Origin of the sequence: Telmatobacter sp. DSM 110680 (assembly GCF_039994875.1) — a bacterium.
In the GTDB taxonomy this organism is placed as follows: domain Bacteria; phylum Acidobacteriota; class Terriglobia; order Terriglobales; family Acidobacteriaceae; genus Telmatobacter.
Genome location: NZ_CP121196.1, coordinates 4962266 through 4986147, shown reverse-complemented (window position 1 = coordinate 4986147; position 23882 = coordinate 4962266). Strand labels below are relative to the sequence as shown.

The 23882-nt window shown below is 53.5% G+C and carries 16 protein-coding genes; 7 read left to right on the top strand and 9 right to left on the bottom strand.

The genetic code is table 11. The annotated features are described in order from the left end of the window. The first annotated feature begins 211 nt into the window (after positions 1-211). Together P8935_RS20555 and P8935_RS20550 are read left to right on the top strand one after the other, a co-directional pair. The gene (locus P8935_RS20555) at positions 212-1564 is read left to right on the top strand and encodes a DUF2142 domain-containing protein (protein ID WP_348265361.1); all 1353 of its coding nucleotides are present in this window, start codon (positions 212-214) and stop codon (positions 1562-1564) included. Between the two features lie 155 nt (positions 1565-1719). Beyond that, entirely contained in the window at positions 1720-2982 is a 1263-nt protein-coding gene (locus P8935_RS20550; RefSeq protein WP_348262182.1) for a hypothetical protein, read from the top strand. A 248-nt stretch (positions 2983-3230) separates the two neighbouring features. On the opposite strand, the gene P8935_RS20545 is transcribed toward P8935_RS20550, so the two are convergent. Beyond that, complete coding sequence (locus P8935_RS20545; protein WP_348262181.1) at positions 3231-4889, bottom strand: hypothetical protein; 1659 nt, start codon at positions 4887-4889, stop codon at positions 3231-3233. 218 nt (positions 4890-5107) lie between these two features. Between P8935_RS20545 and P8935_RS20540 the strand changes: the two genes are divergently transcribed. Then, positions 5108-5737, top strand: a complete 630-nt coding sequence (locus P8935_RS20540) for a class I SAM-dependent methyltransferase (RefSeq protein ID WP_348262180.1) — start codon at positions 5108-5110, stop codon at positions 5735-5737. 9 nt (positions 5738-5746) lie between these two features. Here the strand turns inward: P8935_RS20540 and P8935_RS20535 are convergent, their stop codons facing one another. Genes P8935_RS20535 through P8935_RS20525 form a run of 3 tightly spaced genes read right to left on the bottom strand, consistent with a single transcriptional unit; the run spans position 5747 to position 9395 of the window. Further along, on the bottom strand, positions 5747-7729 hold the full coding sequence (locus P8935_RS20535; RefSeq protein WP_348262179.1) for an NAD-dependent epimerase/dehydratase family protein: 1983 nt from the start codon (positions 7727-7729) through the stop codon (positions 5747-5749). Beyond that, complete coding sequence (locus tag P8935_RS20530; RefSeq protein ID WP_348262178.1) at positions 7726-8631, bottom strand: hypothetical protein; 906 nt, start codon at positions 8629-8631, stop codon at positions 7726-7728. Before P8935_RS20530 ends, P8935_RS20535 begins: the two co-directional genes overlap by 4 nt. Beyond that, positions 8601-9395 carry a transketolase gene (locus tag P8935_RS20525; protein WP_348262177.1) on the bottom strand — a complete coding sequence of 265 codons (795 nt, stop codon included), beginning with the start codon at positions 9393-9395 and terminating at the stop codon, positions 8601-8603. Before P8935_RS20525 ends, P8935_RS20530 begins: the two co-directional genes overlap by 31 nt. Before the next feature lie 686 nt (positions 9396-10081). Between P8935_RS20525 and P8935_RS20520 the strand changes: the two genes are divergently transcribed. Together P8935_RS20520 and P8935_RS20515 are read left to right on the top strand one after the other, a co-directional pair. Next, positions 10082-11095, top strand: a complete 1014-nt coding sequence (locus P8935_RS20520; RefSeq protein ID WP_348262176.1) for an acyltransferase — start codon at positions 10082-10084, stop codon at positions 11093-11095. A gap of 384 nt (positions 11096-11479) precedes the next feature. Beyond that, positions 11480-12457: a phosphatase PAP2 family protein gene (locus tag P8935_RS20515; protein ID WP_348262175.1), complete on the top strand. Its 978-nt coding sequence runs from the start codon at positions 11480-11482 to the stop codon at positions 12455-12457. 125 nt (positions 12458-12582) lie between these two features. Here P8935_RS20515 and P8935_RS20510 read toward each other — a convergent pair whose 3' ends face one another. From P8935_RS20510 to P8935_RS20495, 4 genes are all read right to left on the bottom strand, one after another. Beyond that, positions 12583-14466, bottom strand: a complete 1884-nt coding sequence (locus P8935_RS20510; RefSeq protein WP_348262174.1) for a hypothetical protein — start codon at positions 14464-14466, stop codon at positions 12583-12585. Between the two features lie 233 nt (positions 14467-14699). After that, positions 14700-15473 (bottom strand): glycosyltransferase family 2 protein, encoded by a 774-nt coding sequence (locus P8935_RS20505; RefSeq protein WP_348262173.1) that lies wholly within the window; start codon positions 15471-15473, stop codon positions 14700-14702. Beyond that, positions 15470-16531, bottom strand: a complete 1062-nt coding sequence (locus P8935_RS20500; RefSeq protein ID WP_348262172.1) for an NAD-dependent epimerase/dehydratase family protein — start codon at positions 16529-16531, stop codon at positions 15470-15472. The genes P8935_RS20505 and P8935_RS20500 overlap by 4 nt, the downstream gene beginning before the upstream one ends. A gap of 4 nt (positions 16532-16535) precedes the next feature. Continuing rightward, complete coding sequence (locus P8935_RS20495; protein WP_348262171.1) at positions 16536-17642, bottom strand: NAD-dependent epimerase/dehydratase family protein; 1107 nt, start codon at positions 17640-17642, stop codon at positions 16536-16538. Positions 17643-17886: 244 nt separating this feature from the next. Between P8935_RS20495 and polA the strand changes: the two genes are divergently transcribed. Further along, complete coding sequence (gene polA, locus P8935_RS20490; protein WP_348262170.1) at positions 17887-20724, top strand: DNA polymerase I; 2838 nt, start codon at positions 17887-17889, stop codon at positions 20722-20724. 142 nt (positions 20725-20866) lie between these two features. Continuing rightward, positions 20867-22435 (top strand): hypothetical protein, encoded by a 1569-nt coding sequence (locus tag P8935_RS20485; protein WP_348262169.1) that lies wholly within the window; start codon positions 20867-20869, stop codon positions 22433-22435. Positions 22436-22508: 73 nt separating this feature from the next. On the opposite strand, the gene glmM is transcribed toward P8935_RS20485, so the two are convergent. Next, positions 22509-23882 (bottom strand): phosphoglucosamine mutase, encoded by a 1374-nt coding sequence (glmM, locus tag P8935_RS20480; RefSeq protein WP_348262168.1) that lies wholly within the window; start codon positions 23880-23882, stop codon positions 22509-22511.

Sequence of the window (23882 nt, the reverse complement as noted above, 5' to 3'; positions counted from 1 at the left end):
AAGTAGACGGTCTCGCTCAGTTAACCTAAATACATAAATACACGCCAGTGTAGGGAAATGGCATCCCCAAAAGTCCGCCAAACTAGACTCCGGTAACAGGCTTGGAAATTGGAGTTCACGGGACATGCAAAAATACATTGATGATCGGGTCACAAGATGGCAGCGAATATCAAGATCTCTCGACAATGTGAGGCTCATGCGCGTGTCCCTGATGATCATCCTGGGCGCAATAGGCTCGATCCCATTGGTGGTTCTTACCCCGCCATTTCAGGTGCCGGACGAGGTCCAGCATTTCTACCGGGCATATCAGCTTAGCGATTTTCGATTTCGTGCAGAGGTCCAGAATGGTGTCTCAGGCGGCACACTGCCAGTTTCACTTCCAGAACTGGTCAAATCGGTCGTGTATACGCGAGATGGAGTCTTTTATTCCGTCACACCTGCGCCATTAGCAAAAACGTTGAAACTGGCATCCATCCCCCTGGAAAAATCGACGAGACGATTCATCGCGTTTCCCGGATCGGCATTTTATTCCCCTCTGCCTTACCTCCCGCAGGTAGTCGGCATATCCGTGGGACGCTTATTCGGTTTGGGGCCGCTCTATCTCGTTTTTCTGGGACGTTTGTTTAATTGTCTGACGGCTCTCGCAATGATAGGCTTTGCCGTCTATCTGATACCTATAGCGGGGGAACTCGTCATCTTAATCGGATTGTTGCCGATGTCCCTCTTTCTGTACGCTTCGCTTTCTCCTGATGCGGCCGTGATTGCGTGCGCGCTGCTGTTCTTTGCACTCTCGCTTGCGGCCAACACGAGCGGAAGCTGGAAGACATGGGAACTGGTGATGGCTGCCGCGCTCGGCGCGGTGCTGTGCTCGGTGAAACCCGTCTACGCTCCCATGCTCCTGGCTGGTGTTGTCCCAGGACTAATTGTGCGGGGTAGAGCAGCCAGTGTTATTCGTTCACATGTAATCTTGGTTGCGGTCGCAATGGGAGCCGCCGCTGGTTGGCTGCTCTTCGTAAAACCCGCGATGACGTCGCCCCTTGGAGGAGGGCACCCGTCCCTCCAAATGTCCTTCATTCTGCACAATCCGGCGTTTTTCATGCGCGTACTCATTCATACAATTGGAGATTGGGGAATCAATGCGCTGTTCTATTACTTCTCGACTGTAGGTATGTTTGGATGGCTTTCTGTGCTGCTCCGGCCTGTCCTTGCCTATTTCCTGCCGTTGGTCAACTTTGTCGTTATCTGGAGCCTCGGTCCCCGAGAGGGTGCGAAACGATCCGTCTTACGCGCGCTCTGGTATCTCGCACTCGCCTTCGCTAGTGTTGTCTTGGCTATGACAGCCATGTATCTCATGAGCGCGCACGTCGGACAAAATGAGATTACCGGACTGCAGGGACGATACTTCATCCCCATCCTTATCTTGGCAGGTATGGCTGCGGTCGAGCTATCCCCGCATCGTCGGCCCTCCGCTCGATGGAGCAGCGTCGCCATTACCGCGGCCATCATTGTCCTGCAGATCGTCGCCACGGATAGAACTATCATCCATGCTTTCCAAGTGTTCTGATGGCCACTGCGGAGGGCGCGGACGGTCCCGTGTACCACCAACGTCAGGCTCGATCAACGCCAACCATCGTTCAGACTGCATCCTATGATGTGACCTCGATCGAATTACTTGAAAATGCAATAGATGCTTCTTTTTCTTTCGTTTAAAATAGCCCCGTGAAGGCCGATCAGGACACCCAAATTGCAGCGCTTAGAGAGCGGCCGCCTCAGGGCCTTACCAGTTATTGGCAAGTCTCTGCATTTCTATGTACCTGTTTAGTTATCGTTCTGCGTCGACCTGATGCGATTCTTCATGCTCAGTTTCTCTATGAAGACGGGCAAATCTGGTATGCAGATGCATATAACCACGGGTGGTGGCGCGCATTGTTCATTACCCATCAGGGTTATTTCGAGACCATTCCGCGGCTGGGGGCCGCTTTAGCGATCCTGTTCCCGTTTTCGCTTGCGCCGCTGATCCAGAATCTTTTTGCCATCTGTATTCAGGCGGCTCCAGTGAGCGTGTTACTTTCATCTCGGTCTTCGCGCTGGGGCAGCTTGAGCTTTCGCTTCTCGATGGCTGCGACGTATTTACTCCTGCCGAATACACAAGACATGATGTCAACCATTACCGAGTCGCAATGGTTTCTAGCGATCGTCGCCTTCCTCGTCCTGACCGCTCGACCTGCGCACTCTAAATCGCAGCACATATTCGACATCTTAATTATTTCGCTTTGTGGTCTCACGGGCCCTTTTTGCATCTTTTTGTTTCCCATTGCTTTATATCAATTCCGTTCCCGCAGGGTTCCGAAAATACTTCTCATCATTCTGTTTTCCGGATGCCTGATCCAGGCGGCAACGCTCTTAATTGCTGGAAACTCTCGAGAGCACCCGCCACTGGGGATAGGATTCGGGGCCTTCTTTCGGATACTGACTGGACAGGTATTCATGGGTTCAACAATCGGCCACAACAGCTTCGGGGTCATCTTGCCTGTATCAGTATTGACGATGTTTTCCCTGCTGGGCCTCAGCATTCTGGTTGGCAGTTTTATTGTGTCAACAACTGAGATGAGGTCATTCCTGATTTGGTCCATTACTCTATTCACGGTCTCAGTGTTTCTCACGAACGAAATGCCACCACCAGGCGTGACGGAATGGCATATGCTGGCTGTGGCTTATGGACTCCGATATTGGCTTTTCCCTTGCCTGGCATTCGCATGGTGCATTCTCTATGGGTATAGCAGTCGGCGCCAGACTCTACGGATAGCATGCGGCGCATTGATATGCCTCATGATGATCGGATTCATGCGCGACTTTAGATACCGCCCGTTGCCCGATATGAAGTTCAACATCTATGCTGCTCAACTAGCCTCGGCACCTTCAGGAAGTCAGGTTCTGATTCCTACTCCTTTCAATTGGCCGATGGTTCTAATCAAACACTGAACTGCCGTGAAAAGTATCCTATTAGCAGCGGACATTGGGCGCTGAACGGGAGAAATGCGGTTAATGCGAATTGTTGACCATCCTGCGCTGCTGGTTCTCTGGTTTCTAATGGGATGGCAATCTTCTATCTCTGGATCTACGCGCGGCACACGATGTCTCCGCTGGCGGCTGAATCAGGCGGGACTTCTACCTCTGCCAAAGCCCCACACCTCGCCATCGTGCGTCTAGCGACGGGCACAGCGGTTGGCTCAATCTATTCTCCAAAGTTCAAATCGGTCATTTTCGGCGTCACCAAATCCCCACAGCCAAAAACCAGTGTAGAGGCCTCCCAATCGGAGTCCCACGGTCCTTCCGAATCGATACGTGTGAAATGTCGTTCCAACTAATGTTCGATGCGGGAAGCGCTCTAGCCGCGGATCGTCTTCCAATATTAATCGGTCCATAACCAACAGATCTCCAGGCATTGGCTGGGGGCCACCCGGGTAAGTAAGTCTTGCCCCATCCAAGGCTGCATACCAATAGCTGCAGCACTGCTCTGGATACCACACACTCTCGCCTGCTGCAACATGTGGCGTAATTAACTCATTCAGCGCCTCGCGACCAAAATTGGCATATTCTGCATCCGAACGAAGGATCAAAAAGGAATAGCTTGTGCAGGCAACGATAACTATGACAACTGCGAATCGAGCAAAACGTTTCGAAACATCATCCAGCAATCGGAAGCAGAGCAGAATGACGGCGGGCATGCAGGGAAGAACGTACTTTATCGGAAGATGAACATAGTAGACGACCGGGAGTGGAATCAGTATCCAGAGCATGAGAAAGAGACCAGTAAGGTCGCATCCCTTTGCCGCTTCGAAGAATAGATCGGCCAAAGCGCCGAAGCTAACGACGGCCAGGAACAGCATCAAGGAAAGATCCCATCGCAAGCCCAACAGCTTCGGGATCACCGCTACCGCAAACAGGATAGAAACGAAAAGCCACCGCCTCGCGTTCAACCGATTCGCTACCCAGCATGCGGCGAGCGGCAGAGGAAACGCAAAGTACAGCAGATAGGTGAAAAGATTGTCCCGAATGTATCGAGCCCCAGAGGCTACGGGAGGAGCGCTAATGGCCCGAATGTCCTCACGAACTGCCAAAATGACTGCCAACAATAGTCCACAGCCTGCGACGATCGGAGTCCAGAGCCAGAACTTCCGCCGGAACTGCACCAGAACCTCTCTGGGCTTGACGCCATCCAGTAGAAAGAACGCCCCAAGGCCTAAAAGAAGAATGAGGTGTGGACGCGCAAGAGCAGCGAGCCCCAGCGCAATAGAGGCTGCCGCGCCCTGGCCCCACTTCTGCTCTGCCCTCCACGCTGCAAGCCGTTCCATCGCCACCAAAGTGAGCGCGGTCGCAAGAATATCGGGCATTGCAGTGCTGGCCATGGGGAGAAAGGGGGGGATGGCCACCAGGAGCAGTGCGCCGACGGTCGCGTGCCACCGGTCCCATCCGAACCGAAAGGTCAGTGAAGTCATTGCCACTACTGCTATCCATGCGATCACCAGTTGTGTCAGGTGGGCGATCCATTCGTGAGCGCCTCCCAGAACAGTCGGCACCAGTAGATAACCTTGCGCCACTTGTCCCATCAGGACATTCCCGGACGCGTATTGATTCATGTTCGTGCATCCAAGCATGTTGTTCCAGCAGATTTCGAAATCCATGGGATGGGCGGGGTGCTTCACGATTTGTCGCGCCAAGGTTAGGAAATAGGGATCGTCTACTACGAAAGCCTTGTTCAAATAAGGGACGAGACAGACAGTAGCGAGGAGCAACGCGGGCCACGCGCAGGAAAGCACAGCAACCGTTGATATCGGCTTGGCCGTCCCGCATACGGTCGAGACTGGCGGTTCTACCTGTCGTGGCAATTTGCACCCCGGGGCGCGCCTCGGAGTTCACTTGGGCGGCCCTCTCAGGTTAGCAGCAGAAATTCAGAGTTCAAAGCCGTTAAGGTTCTGAGTCGCTCCTCGCGAGCTGTTCTCACTCTGTCAGTTTCGAGTTCGTGCTGTAGAGCCGATCGAAGCAATAAATTCCGCATGATAGCCTACTTCAAGTGGAGTCGCGGCACGTGCCGCAACGCGGAGTCATGAAGGACATACTGAACGCCCCATCGATCTACCATCTGTTTCAGTTTTGTGGTGGATTCTTCTCTGCGCGCGTCAAGGCGATCAAACAATACCTCGAGCTCCGGCCCGGCCAGCGCCTGATTGATATAGGGTGCGGCCCCGGCCATATCCTTCCGAAGTTGCCGCGAGGAGTGTTTTACGATGGTTTCGACACGGATGAGAGATACATTCGCTTCGCAAATCGTCATTTTGGACACTTAGGAACATTTCATTGCCGGGTTTTCGATGCGGCTGCCGCAAAGGAATTCGGACCAGCGGATGGCGTAATGATGAATGGGGTATTACACCACCTCGACGACAAGTCGTTTACGGAGACGGCGTCGGCAATTCGCAGTGCATTGCGGCCGGGTGGGTTTTTATTCACGTTCGATGGGGTTTATGTCCCTGACCAGAACGCCATCGGGAAGTGGCTTTTAGACAATGATCGGGGAAAATTCGTGCGTCAGGAGCAGAGTTATCGCAACCTCCTTGAGCGCTCCTTTGACAAGACAGAATTTCACGTCCGTCACGATCTGATAACCATCCCGTTTAGCCACAATCTGGTTAGAGTTCCACTTGACCTGTTCATTTCCAAGTGCACGAAATCCTGATTGTCCCCGTTACAGTTCGGCCGTGGGGGGGTGATCCGTCGCAGCGAATCGAACCTCGCCTTGCGCAATAATGCTCCGCCGGATGAAGTGCGGCCGGCGCTTTACCTCTTCGAAGATTTTTGCTAAATACTCCCCAACAAGGCTGACGGCAAACAGATTCAAGGAACCGAAGAAAAGGATGCAGATAATCAGGGTGGTCACGCCATGAGGCGCTGATTGTGGAAACACCAGCCGCGATACGATTTGCAGAAACATTGCCAGACCCGTCAGGCCCAGAAGAATGAGACCAGACACACTCAACATGGTTAGCGGCACATAACTGAATGAGAGGATGCCTTTCTTGGCCCAGCCAATGTTCTTGAACAGGCTGTTCGTTGTCACGCCGAACATTCGCTCCGGACGAAGGTAGTCGATCCCTGTTTGTTTGAAACCCGCATAGGCCCGCACGCCACGCAGAAACAGGTCCCGTTCCGGAAAAGTCAGCACAGCCTGCGTCACGCGCTTGTCCATCAATGAAAAATCGCCCGCATCGTGTGGAATCCTTACATAGGAGAAGTAGTCGAATAGCCGGTAGAAGGCCTTATACGCAAACCGCATCAGGACCGGCCCTTCCCTCTTAACCCGGCGCCCATATACCACGTCGTACCCTTCGCGCCATTTGGCCACCATCGCTTCAATCAGCTCGGGAGGGTCCTGTAAATCTCCATCCAGCAGCACGCAGCAATTCTTGGTTGCGATTTCCATACCACTGCGGAATGCGGCCTGCGATCCGAAATTCCGTGAATGCGAAATGCCGCGAACGCGGCGGTCGTTTTGTGAAATCTGCCGGATAACCTCCTCCGAGTCATCAGGGCTGCCGTCGTTCACAAAAATGATCTCGTGATCGACGTTCAGCTTGGTGAAGGTCGCCTTCAGGCGCTCATACATGACCGGGATGGCGCGGTTGTCGCGGTAGCAAGCAATGATTGCAGAGACACTGTGCTTGGTGTCGAGGCCGAAACGCTTGGACGATTGAAAATAGATGGCGCGGTCAGGCAGAGATCGGAACCACTCCGCTGTCATCATCAGGCCATCCTGAAAGGCAGTCCGAGATTGCCAGCCAATCCTTGTGCGCACTTTTTCAGTATTCGCGTACCAATCGGGCAAGTCCCATTGTCGGTTGGGCATCGTGAACACCGGCTCGGCGGAAATGGAGAACAATTGTTTCGCCAGTTCGGCGCACTCGCCAATGGTCGTCTTCTGGCCGGTTCCGATGTTGAACGACTCGCCGTAGTCAGCTTCAGTCAGATTCAGAGCGACGTCGACAAAGGCTTCAACCGCGTCGTCGGTAAAAATGAAATCCCGCGAGATGGCCGGGTTCACGAAGTCGGGGTACCGCCCATCGATGCCACACTGCACTAGGTTTGGAATGAGACGCGAAGCATCCTCTAGCGGGCCGTAAACGGAATACAAGCGCAGGTTCACACAAGGTAGCCCGATTCTCTTCCCGTAGAAGTAAATCAGCTGCGAGGCCGCCGCCTTTGAAACCGCGTAATGGCTGTTGGGCGAGAGCACTGAGTCTTCGCTTGGGCCGGAAGCGTTGAATCCATACTCCGAAGAACTGCCAGCGTGCACATACGCCGCGATTCTTCGGTCTGCCAGTCGGGCTAGCAGCCGGGACACAAGATTGAAATTTGTCTGGTAGATAAGCTGGCTATCGGTCTCAAACGAATACCCGCCGTAGGCCACACAATCGATAATTGTGCGAGGTTGAACGGCTCCCAGCAACTGATCCAGATTGGAATCAATCAGCAGGTCAGTCACCTTTACGTGTTGTGCAGGCAAACCCTCTAGGCGCCAAGCAGGCAAACGTGAGGCGGTTCCGTAAGCGTCATCTCGGTGTTTGCAAAGCGTGCGCAGCACGTTGGCGCCCACGAAGCCGCTGCCACCCAGGACCAGTATCGGCCCTTGGAGGCGTTCTATTTTCTCCTGAAGGGATAACGAATCTCTCATGAGTGCGCAGCTTGGTTCAGCTCTGACACTATACTGGCGGAGTCGAGTCCACATTCTTTACGATGAAATCCCTGCGAGCCATATAGGCCGGTGACGTAGCCTAACGCCGCCCGATGCACAAAGCGGGTCGGACACACACCCGCTGCAAGCAGTTCGCATGCCAACATTTGCCCAAAACTACCTACGGACACGTGCTCCTCCACGACTAAGAGGTATCCAGAATCCCTGACACTCGATAGAAACTCGGGCGGCGGCCGATGAATCGGCAATTCACTCACAAGCCAGCAGTCCGCGTTTACCCCAGACACACGTATTGCGTCCAGAGCGGAACCCACTAGAGGTCCGACAAACGCAACTGTAGGACCCTCGCCCGGCAGGATTCGCCGCCACGCAGCGTAAGGGTCCGGTACTAACCAAGAAGGCTGTTCGGAAACACCCAGCCGAAGATAAGCCGGGTGCTTCACCGTCATGAGATGTTGGATCATGCAGCGCAAGTCAGAATCGAATGCTGGTATGTATGCACGCATGTTGGGCAGTGTCAGGAGCGTACCATAATCTTCCAGTGCGTGATGCGTAGTGCCCATGACGCCATATCCATATCCGCCGCCATTACCAACCAACACGACCGGAAGATTGTGCAGACACACATCATTTCGAATCTGTTCGAAGGGGCGGGCATACAGAAATGGAGCAATGCTGTAAGCCCATGGTCGGAGTCCGCTTTTTGCCAAGCCTGCCGCTACCCCCACCATGTTTTGCTCTGCAACGCCCGCATTGATAAACCGCTGTTCCATGGCCTCGCGTAGTGGTTCGAGCGCCATAAAACCCAGATCGCCAGTTAAGAATACGAATTCAGGGCAAGCCGAGAACTCTAGGAGGGTTCGACGGAATTCTTGGCGCATTCTTTGCTCAGTTCCAGGATCGCTTGCCGGTACTGTTCCTCACGGATAGGCAAGTAATGCCATTCGAATCGATTCTCCATAAACGATACTCCCATTCCTTTGGTGGTATTCGCCACGACGGCGATGGGCTCGGATTCCCGTTGCTGCAGAACAGTAACTAAGGATTCACAATCGTGGCCGTTAACCTCCACCGTAGATAAACCGAAGGCTCGAAACTTGTTAGCCAGCGGCGAGAGGTCGGCGATGTCGCGAGTAGGTCCCATGCCTTGCAGACCATTAAGGTCAACGATCAAGGTGAGATTGTCGAGGTGATGATGCTTGAGAAAAATGAGTGCCTCCCAATTCGATCCTTCGTTCCATTCGCCATCCGACATGAGGCAGAAGACGCGGCCCGGTTCCTGCTTCAGTTTCCTGCCGAGCGCCAAGCCGCAAGACAGACTGAGTCCATGGCCCAGACTGCCAGTGGCAAATGGAATCTCTGGAATTCCTTGCAACGGGGGATGTCCGCTCAGACGCGTTCCGTCCTTGTGAAACGATCGGAGATCGTCGTCGGTTAGGACTCCTAATGACCACAACGTGACGTACATGGCGCCGGCTGCATGGCCTTTCGACAAAACAAACTCATCGTTATCATCCAGAACCTCGTGGTAGAGCGTCATCAACATGTCGAGGCAGGACAGGTTACCCCCAATGTGGCCGACGCCGCTTTCATAGTGCATCTGGAGAAGCCTTTGCTTGGCTCGGATGAGCAATTCGTGAGTCATAGTCGCCGCCTCAGATAGTAGCATTGGTGGCACGCGGTAGATAAAATAGTCTGTCTCCCCGTACCCGGGATCGAAATGCTGAGCACGAGAGAGAAAAAGCCAACTCCGCTGGCGATCGAAGGTGGCAATATTAACAGCGCCTTCTTGTTCTTTCACCCTCGGTCATCAGCGAGATCCCAGACGAAAGCACGGCGTTTGAGGGCGGCCCGACCCAGAAGCTCACCTCTAAAGGCGAGGTACACGCTTATTTCCATGACGGTTTCTCGCAGCCCATGGACACGATTCGCAAGTGGAATGGACGATGCAGTGGTATCGCCAATGGCAATCTGGCGCCGACATGGCCGCTGAGACCCGCACCCAGATCATTCAGTATGAGCAACTCCAATCTAGCCGGACCTCGGCCTGATTCTGTTTACGGCATGCGCCCCCCTGATAAACTCGTTACCGTGCCATCCAGAAAAACGTCATTCCTCTCTTCTCGACCCACGTCGTTTATATTCCGCGCGCACCATTTGCGATGGGTCGCAGGAGGCGATGACTGCGTCCTGGGGCCTGCCCGTTGAAGGCTGCCCAAACTCATCGTGAACATCTACCTCGACTCGGCTGGTCGGGCAAAGCCGATGAGGATTTTCGAGCCGAAGTTCTCCGAATGAGGAGTTTTATGCCCGGAAACGTGAGCTAGCGCGATGAATCGGATCCCTTCGTTGGACGGCTGGCGCGGCGTTGCGATCACGCTGGTCTTGCTCGAGCACATTCAGGGAACGATGCACCGATCGATTCCGGGGCCGTGGACAAATACCGGACAACACGGTGTCACCATCTTCTTCGTGTTGAGCGGCTTTTTGATTACCACCAAACTACTGGAAGGGCCGATTGATCTTAAGCGGTTTTATCTACGCCGTTTTTTTCGACTGCTGCCGGTGGTTTGGGTCTATTTGATCGTGATTTGGTTGTTTGGAAAGGCTATCGGGATACAGACTCTCACTTCGACGGAAGTGGTCTCCTGCCTGTTTATTTTCCGCAACTTTCTTGGACATTTGGGGCAGGGACTTACTGCCTCCTTCTGGTCGCTTTCCATTGAAGAACAGTTCTATCTTGTTTGGCCATGCCTGTTGCTATTGGCAGGCGGCCGACGAGCCAGATGGTTCGCATTAGCAGGCGCACTCCTTTGCTCCGGGTACCGGTTATTGAACTGGGACTTCTACAACCATCTCTATCTTTCATTTCGTACCGAAGTGCGCGCAGATGCATTGTTAATTGGATGTTTGGTGTCACTGCTGCTCAATGAACCTAGCTTTCGCCCTTTGGCCTGCCGATGGTCGAAGGTTTTGGCCTTGCCGGCGGGTGCGATCGTTCTTTTCTGTGTTACCCGATTCCCGTACTTGCCTCCTCTGACTGAGTCCGTCGCAATCGCTGTACTGATCGTTGCTTCGGTAGTTCATCCGAATTCGCTCATGGCCCGTCCCCTCTCGTTTCGTCCACTTGCGTGGCTAGGGACCATCTCCTATAGCCTTTACGTCTGGAACCTGTTCTTTTTTCTGATCAGTGGCTCAGTTCTCTCCGAAATCGTGATGATGTGCCTCATGTTCTGTTTCGCGCTTGCGAGCTACTATGTCATCGAGCGGCCAGCTACTCGCCTAGGCCATCGCTTGACCAGCATTGCCGGACGTCCTAATCCTGCGCAAACTGAACTAGCCTAAGCAACGCAATTCTGGCCCCGCAATGAAGATGCGACGCGACGCCGGTATTCTTCGAGACCTGAAATCTATCGGCTTGGCTGTCGTTGAGAGCCGCAAATTACCGAAGTGCAAGATAACGAGCTATCAACTTGATTGACATGATCCCCGCGCCCCACAATTTCCGGGGCCACTAGCTTTGATCCACCGACTTCTCACCCAGTCACGCTGGTCGGAGCTAAAATCAATAATGGGTGAAGTGGCCGGCGTTACCCGCAAGTAGGCCATTTTCCCAGCGAAACGCCAGAATTGCTGGTTACGACCCTTGGTCGAATAATTGCAGAAAGAGATCCAATCGTAAGAGTTTTTATTGAGTGGCACTAACCTTAAACATCGTGGAGACTGGGGATGGCAGAAACCGAAGTTCAGCGCAAGTCGGCTCCGGGGGAACTCCATCGAACTTGGTTTCGCGAATTAAGCTCAAGCCCTATTTTCGTATCCTGGAGACATGCCCTTCGCCATCCCAGCTTCAATATCAAGATGGCTTATGCAGGCACGGCAATTTTGGTTGTGTCCTTTGTCGGGTGTAAGGCGACACAGATTCATGTGCCCAATGTCGGCACGATGTTCTTTGCTCTTGTCTGTGTGGGAGTCGCAGTACTATCCGCTACTTTGTATTTGGAGGAGAAGGGGAAACTGTATTGGAAGGATCTTATTGCCGTCATCTTTTGGGCGATTTTCTTTACTTACACACTTAATTTTCCCGTAGCAATTGCGGCCCGACTTGGCCTTGGCTTTGAACTCAGGGACGCCCTTCTTGTTCGCTTGGATCAGTATGCTGGCGTTCGAATCCCGGTAATCGTGGCGTGGTCGTTACGCAACCCGCTGGGCATCCTTGCGAGTGGTAGTTACTTTCTACTCTTCCCTTACATGCGTGCGGCGATTCTGGTGACGGCGCTCGCCGGCAAAGCACAAGCAGCGAAACAGTTCCTGCTAGCAAACGTGATTGGATTCGCTGTCGGCCTTCCTTGCTTTGCGCTAATTCCGGCGGTGGGGCCATGGTATGGGTATCACGTCGCCGCAAGGCCGGACCAAATTGCCTCCCAAGCCACTCTATTTCTTCTGCGCCATCCTGGCCCGTGCGAGTATCACCTTCCGACCGGTATAGTCTGCTTTCCGTCATTCCATGTTTTCTGGGCCATCCTCTGCGCGCAAGCGCTGTGGGTGTTCCCTTCTCTGCGAATCCCGGCTTCAATCTTGTCCGGACTCATCATCTTCTCTACCGTGACTACCGGCGAGCATTACATCTCCGATGTCTTTGCCGGCGCGCTGCTTGCAGCTGTCGCAGCCTTTGGTTCCGGTCGGCTAGATAAACTCACGAATTAACCACTAACCAATCGCAAGAGTTTTGACTCCGATTGAGTGAGCCACAAAGATCTTGCTCGTCCAAGGTCCGGCACTTTAGTTTGAACTTTCACTTCTCGCGGAACGAACCGACTCGAATAAATAGATCAATACTCATATTGCTTAAAAGTGACCGTGTACTTCTTGTTCCAGCAGACTGATCGCTCCCCGGGGACCTCGAGAGCAATGCTCTTGACTGCATCATCTCCGCGCGTCGCTGCATTGGAATCAAAGAGCCTCACGAAGTCAGCATTGCTGATTACAAGCGGCGAGAGAAGGAATCCAGTTTCCATCGTGTTTGCACTAACTCGGTATACCGATGCTTCTCCATTGCGCATGGTTACTTTCAAACTCAGCGACGGTACCTTGTAGACCAGCGAGATAACTTTCCCGACAGTACTTAGTCTTTGGCTGATTTCCACAAAGATCGGACCAGTGGCGGCGGGTACGGCCACATCATCCTCAAGCTCAGCCGAGACCGTTCCGAGAGCAGTGTATTTGCTCTCCCGCCTGATTGCTCCTGGCCTCTTCGCGAGGAGAACCCACTCATTAGCAGAATCGGACACTGAATAGTTGTCCAGCATAGCCGGCCAACTCTGGCCGTCGTCCAAAGAGGGCAGGCGATTATCAATCGTCTCCAGTCGGAATATCAGATTATCCGGAGCTTCACCGTCCCGCAGGTGCTGTTCGTCGCGTCGAATAAGTTCAGGAGTATAGGCGCTGTAGCTCTGGAGAACCGGCCTTGGATCCCACGGGAGACCTCTAGCCAACAAGCTCGATTGTTCATATGAATAAATATCTGCTGTTCCCCGGATTGCAAAGTTCAATCCCGACGTTTTATTGATCTCTCGATTCGCTTGCTCGAATTCCTCCCGCCAAGCCCACACCCTAAAATCCCATGGATGCAATCGCCAGGACTCTTGCAATGAGACGAGGTGAATCAATTTCGGGCCATTATTGATCAGGCCTTTGAGCCCCACTGTCGATTGGCCGCCGGCCGATGTCTGATTGACCAGTGATTCTTCAATTGCAGCACCAGACAACAACAAGGGGAGAAAAGCTAAGAAGGTTGCGCAAAGAGTTATTGCCAGCAGCCTCTTGGAACCGAATGAAAATTTGACATCCGAGTGAAATGTCGCCAAGAACAGACTGCCAAGCGCCAGGCAATTCATCGCCTCCGAAAAATGGAGGTCTTGACGGACAAATCCAGCCTTGAATCCGACAAACAAGAAGAGAGCGAAGATAAAAACGAGGAACCCTTTCTGACTAATCGAAATGCCCTTTTGTATAGCGATACTAAGCATCATCACGCCAGCACCGACCATGAAAAGAAGCAAAATCTGCTGAGAGCCAGCGACGGCCATAGCCTCCGTATAGCCGGATATGATGAGGGTCATGCTCGAGAGGTATCCCGGTAGGGCGATTAATGGCTGCCCCGAAGCAACCCAGAAAAATGCCATTGAGATTGCTGGCGCGATCAGGCATATCAGCCCTGTTGTCCACCTTCGCTGACCGGAAAGGAATGCGAAACAGGCTATACAAATCCCCACTGTTAAGAGGAGGAGCGAGCCTTTGATCAATGGCAGCAATCCAAGGCACGCGAAAGCAAGCGAGATCAGTGCCACGATGGACTTGTCTTCAAAGGCCCATCCCTTGGATGAAAGACCCAACTTGAAGATGATGAGACCCACGAGCAAGGGTAAGGAGAAGAGAAACGCGTCTGGACTTGTCACTGGTATTGCTAGCCCGCAAGCTAAGATCCAAGGCCATTGCCAGCGAGCATTTTTTACGAGCCATCCAAAGCAGAGCAAGAAGAGGCTATCAACGAGGGTGATTCCCAAGGTCATAATCCATACGCAATTCGGATGGTAAAGATGGGTATATACCGATGCGTATGGCCCGAAAGTAAATACTAAATCTTTTCCGAATACAAGCCTTTGGGCGACCGCTTCATTGAGGCCATATTCCCAGGAAGGAGTCAGCGATTCCAAGGGACTACGCCCCCCAACGGGCATCGTCGGAGTAAACATCCCGAATGCATTAAAGAACAGGACAAGAACAAGGCACCATAGCAGATGTTCTGGCAACAGCCATTTCCGTAATGAGTCGGCCTTGTATCGCAATTATGTGTACCCGAAATGAAATCCGAAACGAAACTGAGACACCATCAACAACGCTAAGATTTAGGCAATGCGTATCAATGAAGGCAAACTTTGAGATTCATTCACGCACTTGGTTGTTTCGTGTAGTCCCCTCGGCTCAGATACTTCTCGAGCCATAGATAAAGGCATATGAACAGGTATCGGCTGCCCATCTCTTGAATCTTCAGTTTCGCCTCACCCGTTCGTCGATTGCGCCATGTGATTGGCATCGTGGTCCAGGAATAGCCGCGAACGATCGCCTTGAGCGGGATCTCCACCGTCATATTGAAATGTGCAGATAGCAGGGGCTGGCAACCCTCAATCACCCTGCGGCGATAGCCTTTGAATGCATTGGTCGTGTCGTTCAACGAGATGCCGAAGAGCAATCGGATGAAAAGATTCGCCATACGATTAATGCGAAGCTTGAGCCATGGGTAATCAATCACCCCGCCGCCCTTCATGAATCGCGAGCCGAAGACAGCATCCCAGCCTTCGTTGAGAGCGTTCCAATAGCGCACAACGTCGCGGCAATCATCGGATTCATCCGCCATCATGATGACCACCGCATCGCCGCGCATGCTTTGCAGGCCGCAATTGATTGCTCGTCCGAATCCGTGAGAAGGCCCATTTTGAACGAGCCGCGCTTCGGGAATGCGCGCCGCCAGTTCGGTCACAATCTGGGCGGTCCGGTCGGTGCTTCCATCGTCAACAACAATGATTTCGTGCGGAATCCGATGAAGGCGCAACTCTACATGTAGATGTTCAATCGTCGATGCGATACAGCCTTCTTCATCGCGGGCGGGGATCACAACCGAGAGCAGAGTCAATGGAACTTCCGCCGAGTCAGGGGCAGTCATAGGCCGCACCGCGTGAGCCACTCCGGATTAGCGGTAGCATGATCTGCGATCTCATCTAGAATCTCAGCCAGCTTTATCTTGGGCTCCCAGGCCGTCGAGGCTCGAACTCGAGTTGAATCGAGAATCAACCATGGCACGTCGTATGGACGCTCACTACCGTCCGGGATCGGTTTATGTGTACCAAACCGTTCATCACACCATGCTGTTAACTGTGCCAGAGACATCGAATTAACGAGCCCTCCCGAGACATTCAGGAGCTGACCCGTGCCTGGACTGTGCAACTGCAAATCGACCAGCCTCGCGAGGTCGCGCGGATGCAAAGCGTCTCGAACCTGGAATCCCTGGCCCCCAAAACCAAGGTACTTTAGCGTCCTTCTGGCCGCGTGAGCATGGAGCCAATAGGAAAAAATTCCTTGCTCGGCAGTTCCAAACTGCCCCGCGCCGGCGAGTACTCCACAGCGGTTGATCCAAACAGGGAACTGGAAGGCCCAGGCGAATTCTTGCGCTAAACGTTCCGAAGCAAGCTTGGTCGCCCCATAGATGGAGATAGGCGCCTCTTCGCTGAATCGCTCACTTACTCCGGTCGACGAAACTCCGTCGGGCAACACTCCCGAGGCTTCGAGTGTGAAAGCATGAGACTCGACCCGCAAGGGCAACTGTGTCAAGGCTCGAATGGAGTAAACCCGGCTGGTGCTGAGAAGGACGAAGCCTGCGTTCGAGCTGCGGCAATATTCAAGTAGATTTACCGTGCCGAGCAGATTGTGTTCCAGTAATTGGCGGGTACTCGTTTTTCCATCGCGGCCAGCCAGAACGCTTGGTTGTGCTGCTGCATCAATTACCCAATCGGCTCGCGGCAGGGCTTCCAGATCGCTCGCGACGCGAACATCGCCATGAAAAAGTTCGACACCCGCTTGCTTTAGTGCGAGTCGATTTGTCTCACTTCCGAAGCGCGATAAATTGTCAATTCCGACGATGGAGAGACCTTCGTGCGACTCTAGCAGAAAGCGCGCCAGATGACTCCCGGCAAAACCGCATACTCCTGAGATCAACACCTTCATGCGTTCACGCGTTCACCAGTCGCGATGACCAGGCCTTGGCGATCTCCGCGAAAGTTTCATCCAGATTTTTGGTGATCCCCCAACCCGGATAATGTGCTTTCATTTTTCTGAGATCGCTGTAGTAACAAACGTGGTCACCGATACGATTACCTTCAACGTAAGTCCAAACTTGCTTGCGACCGGTGAATCGTTCTGCTAAGGCAAAGGCTTCAAGGATCGAGCATGAGTTCTCAAGGCCGCCGCCCAGGTTATAGACCTCTCCGCAACGAGGATTCTGCGCGAAAGCCAGCATGAATCGGGCGACGTCTTCTGAGTGAAGATTATCGCGTACCTGCTTGCCTTTATAGCCAAACACTTTGTATTCCTTGCCAACCAGGTTGCAGCGAATCAGGTAACTCAGAAATCCGTGCAATTCCACCCCAGAATGATTCGGGCCGGTGAGGCAACCGCCTCTAAGCACGCAGGAAGGCATGCCAAAATATCGCCCATATTCTTGCACCATCACATCGGCAGCCACCTTCGAAGCTCCGAATACCGAATGCAGGGATTGGTCGATAGAAAATGTTTCTGGAATGCCGTCTCGAAACTCTGGATCCGCGAAGTCCCAGCGTGTTTCCTTCTCCACTAGATTGAGTTTATTGGGTCCGTCGCCATATACCTTGTTGGTGGACATATGAATGAAAACACACTCAGGTGCATGCTGCCGAGTGGCTTCAAGGAGATTCAGTGTGCCGCCGGCATTCGTGTCAAAGTCATCGAAAACAATTTGGGCTGCTCGGTCATGCGACGGCTGTGCAGCTGTGTGCAGGATCACATTGGGCCGGGTGTCCTGCAGAAGCCTCAGGACCCCGTCACGGTTACGTATGTCGAGATTATGGTGTTGATACCCTGGAATATTGTCGCGAAGTCGCTTGAGGGACCATGATGTGTCTCCCTCCGGCCCGAAGAATATCGCGCGCTGATTATTGTCGACGCCAATTACGTCGTAGCCAGCAAGCGAGAAATGGAAAGCGACTTCGGATCCGATCAGACCACAGGAGCCGGTAACTAAAGCCTTTTTATTCATTCGAAATAAAGGTGACACATTTCGATCACGACGTAAATAGTTCATTTGATAGAAAGCACTCCATTGTCACATCGCCGACTTGCATATTTAGGTTCTATCTGGCGGACCGAAAAGCTGTGTAGTTTCAAGCTCAAGAAACTCCTCTGATGGCGATTCCCGAATTATGAGACCAGCCGACATTCGAGTCGCAATGATCTTGGCTGGTGACAAGGTTCAGTGGCGCACCAGGCCCATTCCATCATTCTCGACTGCAGCGGGGGATCGCTGCGAGCTTTAAGAGGACGCAGAAATGCACGACGCTGCCGTATCCCAAGGATGTGACGCGACGCAGCAACCGCCAACGAAGATGTCCGATACGAGTAACTCGGCGTTCTTCGGACTTTGGCCAGCCACAACTCGCCTGTCCACCCTCGCTGATAAACTCGTTACCGTGCCTGACCAGGAAAAGCCGCCCGTTTTTCTTCTTGACGCGATGTCGTTTATCTTCCGCGCCTACCATGCCATGCAGCGTAGCCGCCCTATGTCTACGCGGTCCGGGCTGCCGACTGCTGCTACTTATGTCTTTGTCAACATGATCAAGAAGCTGCGCCAGGACTTCTCTCCGCGTTATTTTGCTGCTGTTTTTGACCCCAGCGGAGCTGTCTTTCGGGACGAGCGCGCCCAGGCGATCGGCACCCTGCGCAAATGGAACTCCAAATCACAGAGCTTCGAAGACGTCAGCTACGAGGGCTACAAGGCGAAGCGCGAGTCGATGCCTGAGGATCTTCGCCGCCAGGTCCCATACATTCGGCGTTCACTGGAGGCGCTGCACATTCCCATTCTTGAAGTGCAAGGGTTTGAGGCCGACGATGTCATCGGCACCCTGGCTCGAGAAGCCGCCGAAGCGGGTCATGAAGTCTTCATCGTCTCCGGCGACAAAGACATGATGCAGCTCGTTACGGCACACGTAAGAGTCCTTAATCCACAGAAAGACAATCTGATTCTTGACGCCGCCAAGGTGACAGAGGTTCTGGGAGTGCCGCCAGAAAAGGTCGTCGACGTGATGGCTCTTCGCGGTGACAACATCGACAACATTCCGGGAGCACCGGGTATTGGTGACAAGGGAAGTGTCGATCTGATCGTGGAATTCGGTAGCGTCGAGGCTGTCCTCGATCGCGCCGCCGAGGTGAAACGCAAGAGCTATCGTGAATCGCTCGAGCAAAATCGCGAAGCGGTATTGCTCTCAAAGGAGCTGGTCACCATTGATTGCCATGTTCCGCTTCCGCTCGACCTGAAGGCAATGGAAACGCAGGAACCAGACCTTGAAGCTTGCCGAACGCTTTTCAGCGAGCTCGAATTCACCTCGATGCTTCGCGAACTGGCGCCATCTACGACAGCTCCTGTTGTCGAGCTGATCGATCAGGCTTCCGACGAACAGGCAGCGGCGTTCTATGCTGCTGCGCGCAAAAACGGCTTTGCCTTTGCTCTTGCGGCTGTCGAGCCTACCGAAGCGGAATCAGATTCGGAGGAGCCCGTTGTTCCACAAACCATGTCGCTTCTCGATATTGTCGAAGAGGCTGAAAAGAAGACTGAGTCGAGTATTGGTGTTAGTACCGACCCGGGCCGTGGACTTTGCTTGCGGCTGACCGCGGAATTGAAATCGCTGTTTGAAGATTCGGAAGTGCCGAAGTTTGTGCACGACCTCAAACTGGCCATGCACGTACTCTGCGGGCTTAATGTCGATCTGCGCGGCAAAGTGGATGACTCCATGCTGCTGTCGTACGCGCTCAATCCAACCAATACGACACAGACTCTGGCCGATGTTGCCGCGCGTCACAATCAGGCTGCGCCCAAGTCGCTTCCCGCTGCAGCCGCTACGACGCATGCACTGGTGACAGATCTTCGAGTCGAGGCGAAACACAGCAATGTCACGAGTATCTACGAGACCATCGACCTGCCCCTCGCCCCAGTGCTGTATCGAATGGAGAAAAACGGAGTTCGCATCGACGTTGGCGTTCTCGACGGTCTATCCGCGAGATTTGGGCAGGAACTAGAGCGTGTTGGCGAGCGGATATACTCCATCGCCGGACGCCGGTTCAACGTCAATTCGCCCAAGCAACTCGGCGAAGTGCTTTTCAAAGATATGGGATTGCCAGTGCCGGTCAAATACGGCAAGGGCAAAACGATTTCGACGGCGCAGGACGTGCTGGAGGGGCTCGCTGAGATCAACGAGGTTCCGCGGCTGGTTCTCGAATTTCGGCACCTTTCCAAGCTAAAGTCGAATTACATCGACTCGCTACCGCTGCTGGCAGACTCTGAATCGCGCGTTCATACGACATTTCAAGCCGCCGCGACCGCTACGGGACGACTCTCATCCGTCAATCCGAATTTGCAGAACATCCCAATCAAAACTGAATTAGGTCGTGAAATCCGTGCCGCGTTTGTTTGCGCCGCAGGAACGCAGTTGCTCTCGGCGGATTACTCGCAAATTGAATTGCGGCTTCTTGCCCACTATAGCGGCGACCCTCTTCTCGTCCGCGCCTATCAGCAAAACGAAGACATCCACACAATCACCGCGAGCGAAGTTTTCGGCGTTCCCGCAGAAACGATGGACAAGGAAACCCGTAACCGCGCCAAGGCCGTTAACTTTGGAATCGTCTATGGAATTTCGCCGTTTGGGCTAGCTGCACAGTTGGGCATTCCGCAAGCTGAGGCCAAGGCCTACATCGATCGCTACTTCGCGCGCTATCAAGGAGTCAAGGCGTTCATCGAAAGGACCCTTGAAGAGACTCGACGGGACGGTGCAGTGCGCACGCTGTTCGGACGGATACGGCCGATTCCCGATATCTCAAGTCGCAATCCAAATTCGCGCGGATTCGCCGAGCGCACTGCAGTCAATACCCCTCTGCAAGGTACGGCCGCAGACCTCATCAAGCTGGCAATGATCTCCATCGATCGCAAATTGAACGAGCGAAAACTGAAGACTCGCATGGTTCTGCAGGTCCACGACGAACTGCTTTTCGAGGTGCCCACCGATGAGACGACGCACGTGGAAGAACTGGTACGCACCGAGATGGAGGGTGTGATCAAACTCAATGTGCCGCTTGTTGCAGATCTCGGCTTCGGGGCCAATTGGCGCGATCTTTAGAAACCCTCGATCCAGGCTCGGCCAAAATTCTGTCCTAGTTCTGCGAGCACTATTTCGATCAGTAACTTCGGAATTACCTCGACCCTCAATGATAGGATGGGGCACTTTGACAGACTGCTAGACTCGGGCGAGAGGCCATTGCATGCAGAGCGAGTCAAGTCCCCAGCCGCCCGTCACTTTTGATCAAACTCCGCGGATCGATAAGGAAAATTCGTCAGGCGATCGCCTCGCCATGTTTGGATCGATGGCATTGTTTGCAGTGCTTCTTGCCGTCATGACCCACAAGCACGAAATGTACCTCGATGAAGCGCAGGCTTGGCTGGTCGCTCGCGATCATCGCAACATCTTTGATCTGATTCACCATCTGCGTTACGAAGTCCATCCAGCCCTCTGGTATCTCCTACTTTACATCCCAGCTCACCTGCACTTGCCGATGGTGTCGATGGAGTTCATCAATTACGCGCTGTCACTGGCGACTGCGTGGATGATCCTGTCCTATCGTCGCTTGCCGCTGCTCATACGCAACCTGCTTCTCTACGGCGTGCTGTTCTTTTTCATGGCAATAATGGCACGAAATTATATGCTGTCGAGTTTTCTTCTGATAGGTGCAGCACGCTGCTTGTTGGCAGAACGGCCAAGACGCTGGACAGCAGTTTTCCTGCTCGCACTGGCGATAAACACACACTTCTTCGCGATTCCAATCGCGACCGGAATCTTCGTATGGCTCTATTGGATCGGCAACTCTACAAGCATGAAGGACCCAATCGATCGATTGAAAGATCGAACGATGTGGGCATCAGTAGGCATTCTCGGGCTGGCTTTATTGACTTGCTTTTTTACATTAAGACCGGCGCCGGATGTGTATGCCCCTGAGTACCATATCGCCCATGCAAAGAGCATCGATTATCTAGTTCTCGGTGTCGGCAAAATATGGAATTATTTCGTGCCTTTCAACCTGGAGGCACTCTCAAAGCCAAATGAGTATCAGACGGCTCCATTGACTGGAGTGGAAATACTAGATGCCTTCCTGACCATCTCCCTTTGGCTGCTTGCGCTGTCAGTTCTGCCCGGGCGGCGCAGTCGATGTTTCATGATCACAGCGTCTTTGCTGTGGATGGCGGCAGTATGGCCAACAGTCCACCTTCCTCTCCAATCCCACTGCACATTCCTCGCGACAAGTTACATCGTGGCATTGATGATCGGTCCAACTGACAATAGCGACCGTCCTTGGCTGCCCGAAGACTTTTCGCAGCCATTTCTATTTCTGCTTCTCGGCATGCAGATATCTCTCTGCTTTTTTTATTGCTTTGAAGAGTGGCAGTACCCATTTTCGGGCGCGAAGGCCGCCGCAACCTGGCTGGAACGTTCGGACCTCGCTACCCGGCCATTAGTCTTTCAATCGGACGTGCCAGGCCCAGCGATTCTCGGTTATGTCGGGGTCGCCTCTGCGTACTATCCCAGTTGCTACTCTCGCGGATCGTTTCTCATGTTCAGCAGGTGCTGGGATGACAAACGGCAAATTTCCTCGGATGAACTGCAAGCTTTGCGTCGCCAGTTCAATTCAGCCCCGATAGTGATCTCTCAGTGGCAAATTGATGACGCCAGTCTTCATCAACTTGGATTGCGGCTCGCTTACACGTCGCCCCATAGTTGGGCCTGGGGCAATGAGGACGTGTTCATTTATGAGTCAGGAAACGATCAATCGCAGTAGAACTGGATCGAACGCCTTCGCCAATTGAAGAACTAAGAAAGAGCATTCGCAGAAGCGAGTGACTATTTTGGGGTTACACACCAAGTTCAGATCGAATCGCTTCGGCAATTGAATCTGCGTGACGACGCATTGCTTCTTCACTCTCGGCTTCGATCATGACACGCGCGAGAGCCTCTGTTCCGGAGTATCGAATTACAACACGGCCACTATCTTTCAATTCTTCTTCCGCAGCGCGGATTCGCTCTGCGATGGCAGGAATTGAATCAAGCGGCCGCTTCTCGCGCACTTTTACATTCACGATTACCTGCGGGAACACCTTCAGATCCGCTGTCAATTCGTCGACACTTTTGCCGGTGCGAGCAACGAGGTCAAGCACAACCAATGCTGTCAGAAGTCCGTCGCCGGTCGTCGCCAGGTGCGGAAAGAGAATGTGGCCTGACTGTTCGCCGCCCAATGCGGCGTTGTTTTGCTGCATTTGTTCCAGCACGTAGCGATCGCCAACGGGAGCACGCAGCATGCGAATGCCCGATCGCTTCAGTGCTGCCTCGAGGCCCATGTTTGACATGGTCGTGGCCACAACCACGTCGCCGGTCAGCATTCCTCGCGCCTGCAAATCTCGAGCAGCCATCAGGAGAATCGCGTCTCCATTGATCACATTGCCGCGAACTCCCGCCAGCAGGCATCGGTCGGCATCTCCGTCAAAAGTCAGCCCGATTGCAGCTCTATGTTTTTGCACTTCCGCTGCAACCCATTGCGGGTGCATCGCTCCGCAGCCGTCGTTGATATTGCGCCCATTGGGAGAAACATTCAGCAGCGTAAAGTTGTCTGGAATTTGTGCACCCAGACGCGCGAAAAGCTCGGGCGCAACCGCGGCGGCGGCACCGTTGGCGCAATCGGCGACTGTTCGCAGGCCCTTCAAGTCAAGCCCCGGCACGCTTTCAATCAGGAAATGAATGTACTGTTCAGGGAGAGCCGCGTTGTCTTCAACGCTTGGAAGTGCCGAAAGTTCCGGCATTGATGCTTCTTCGGCGTGGCGCAGAATCTCGTCTTCAATCGAAGCTTCTACAGCGTCCGGCAGTTTGAATCCGTCTCTGCCAAACAGCTTGATGCCATTGTCGCGCCAGGGATTGTGGGAAGCAGAAATGACAACGCCCGCATCGAATCCACGATTCTGCGCGAGAAAAGCCACAGCGGGAGTGGGAACAACGCCTGCACTCTCGACACGCACGCCTGTCTCACGCAATGCTGCAGCCACGGTGGCTGCGATCCAGTTGCTGGATTCGCGTGTGTCCCGACCAAGAATCACCTTGGGTTCGGCATGGTCGCGCAGCGAATGTCCAAGCGCTAGCCCAGTTGCGTAAATTGTTCGCGCATCCAGCGGAGGCTCACCCGCAATCCCGCGAATTCCATCAGTCCCAAATAGCTTTCGTGCTAATCCCTTGCTCAT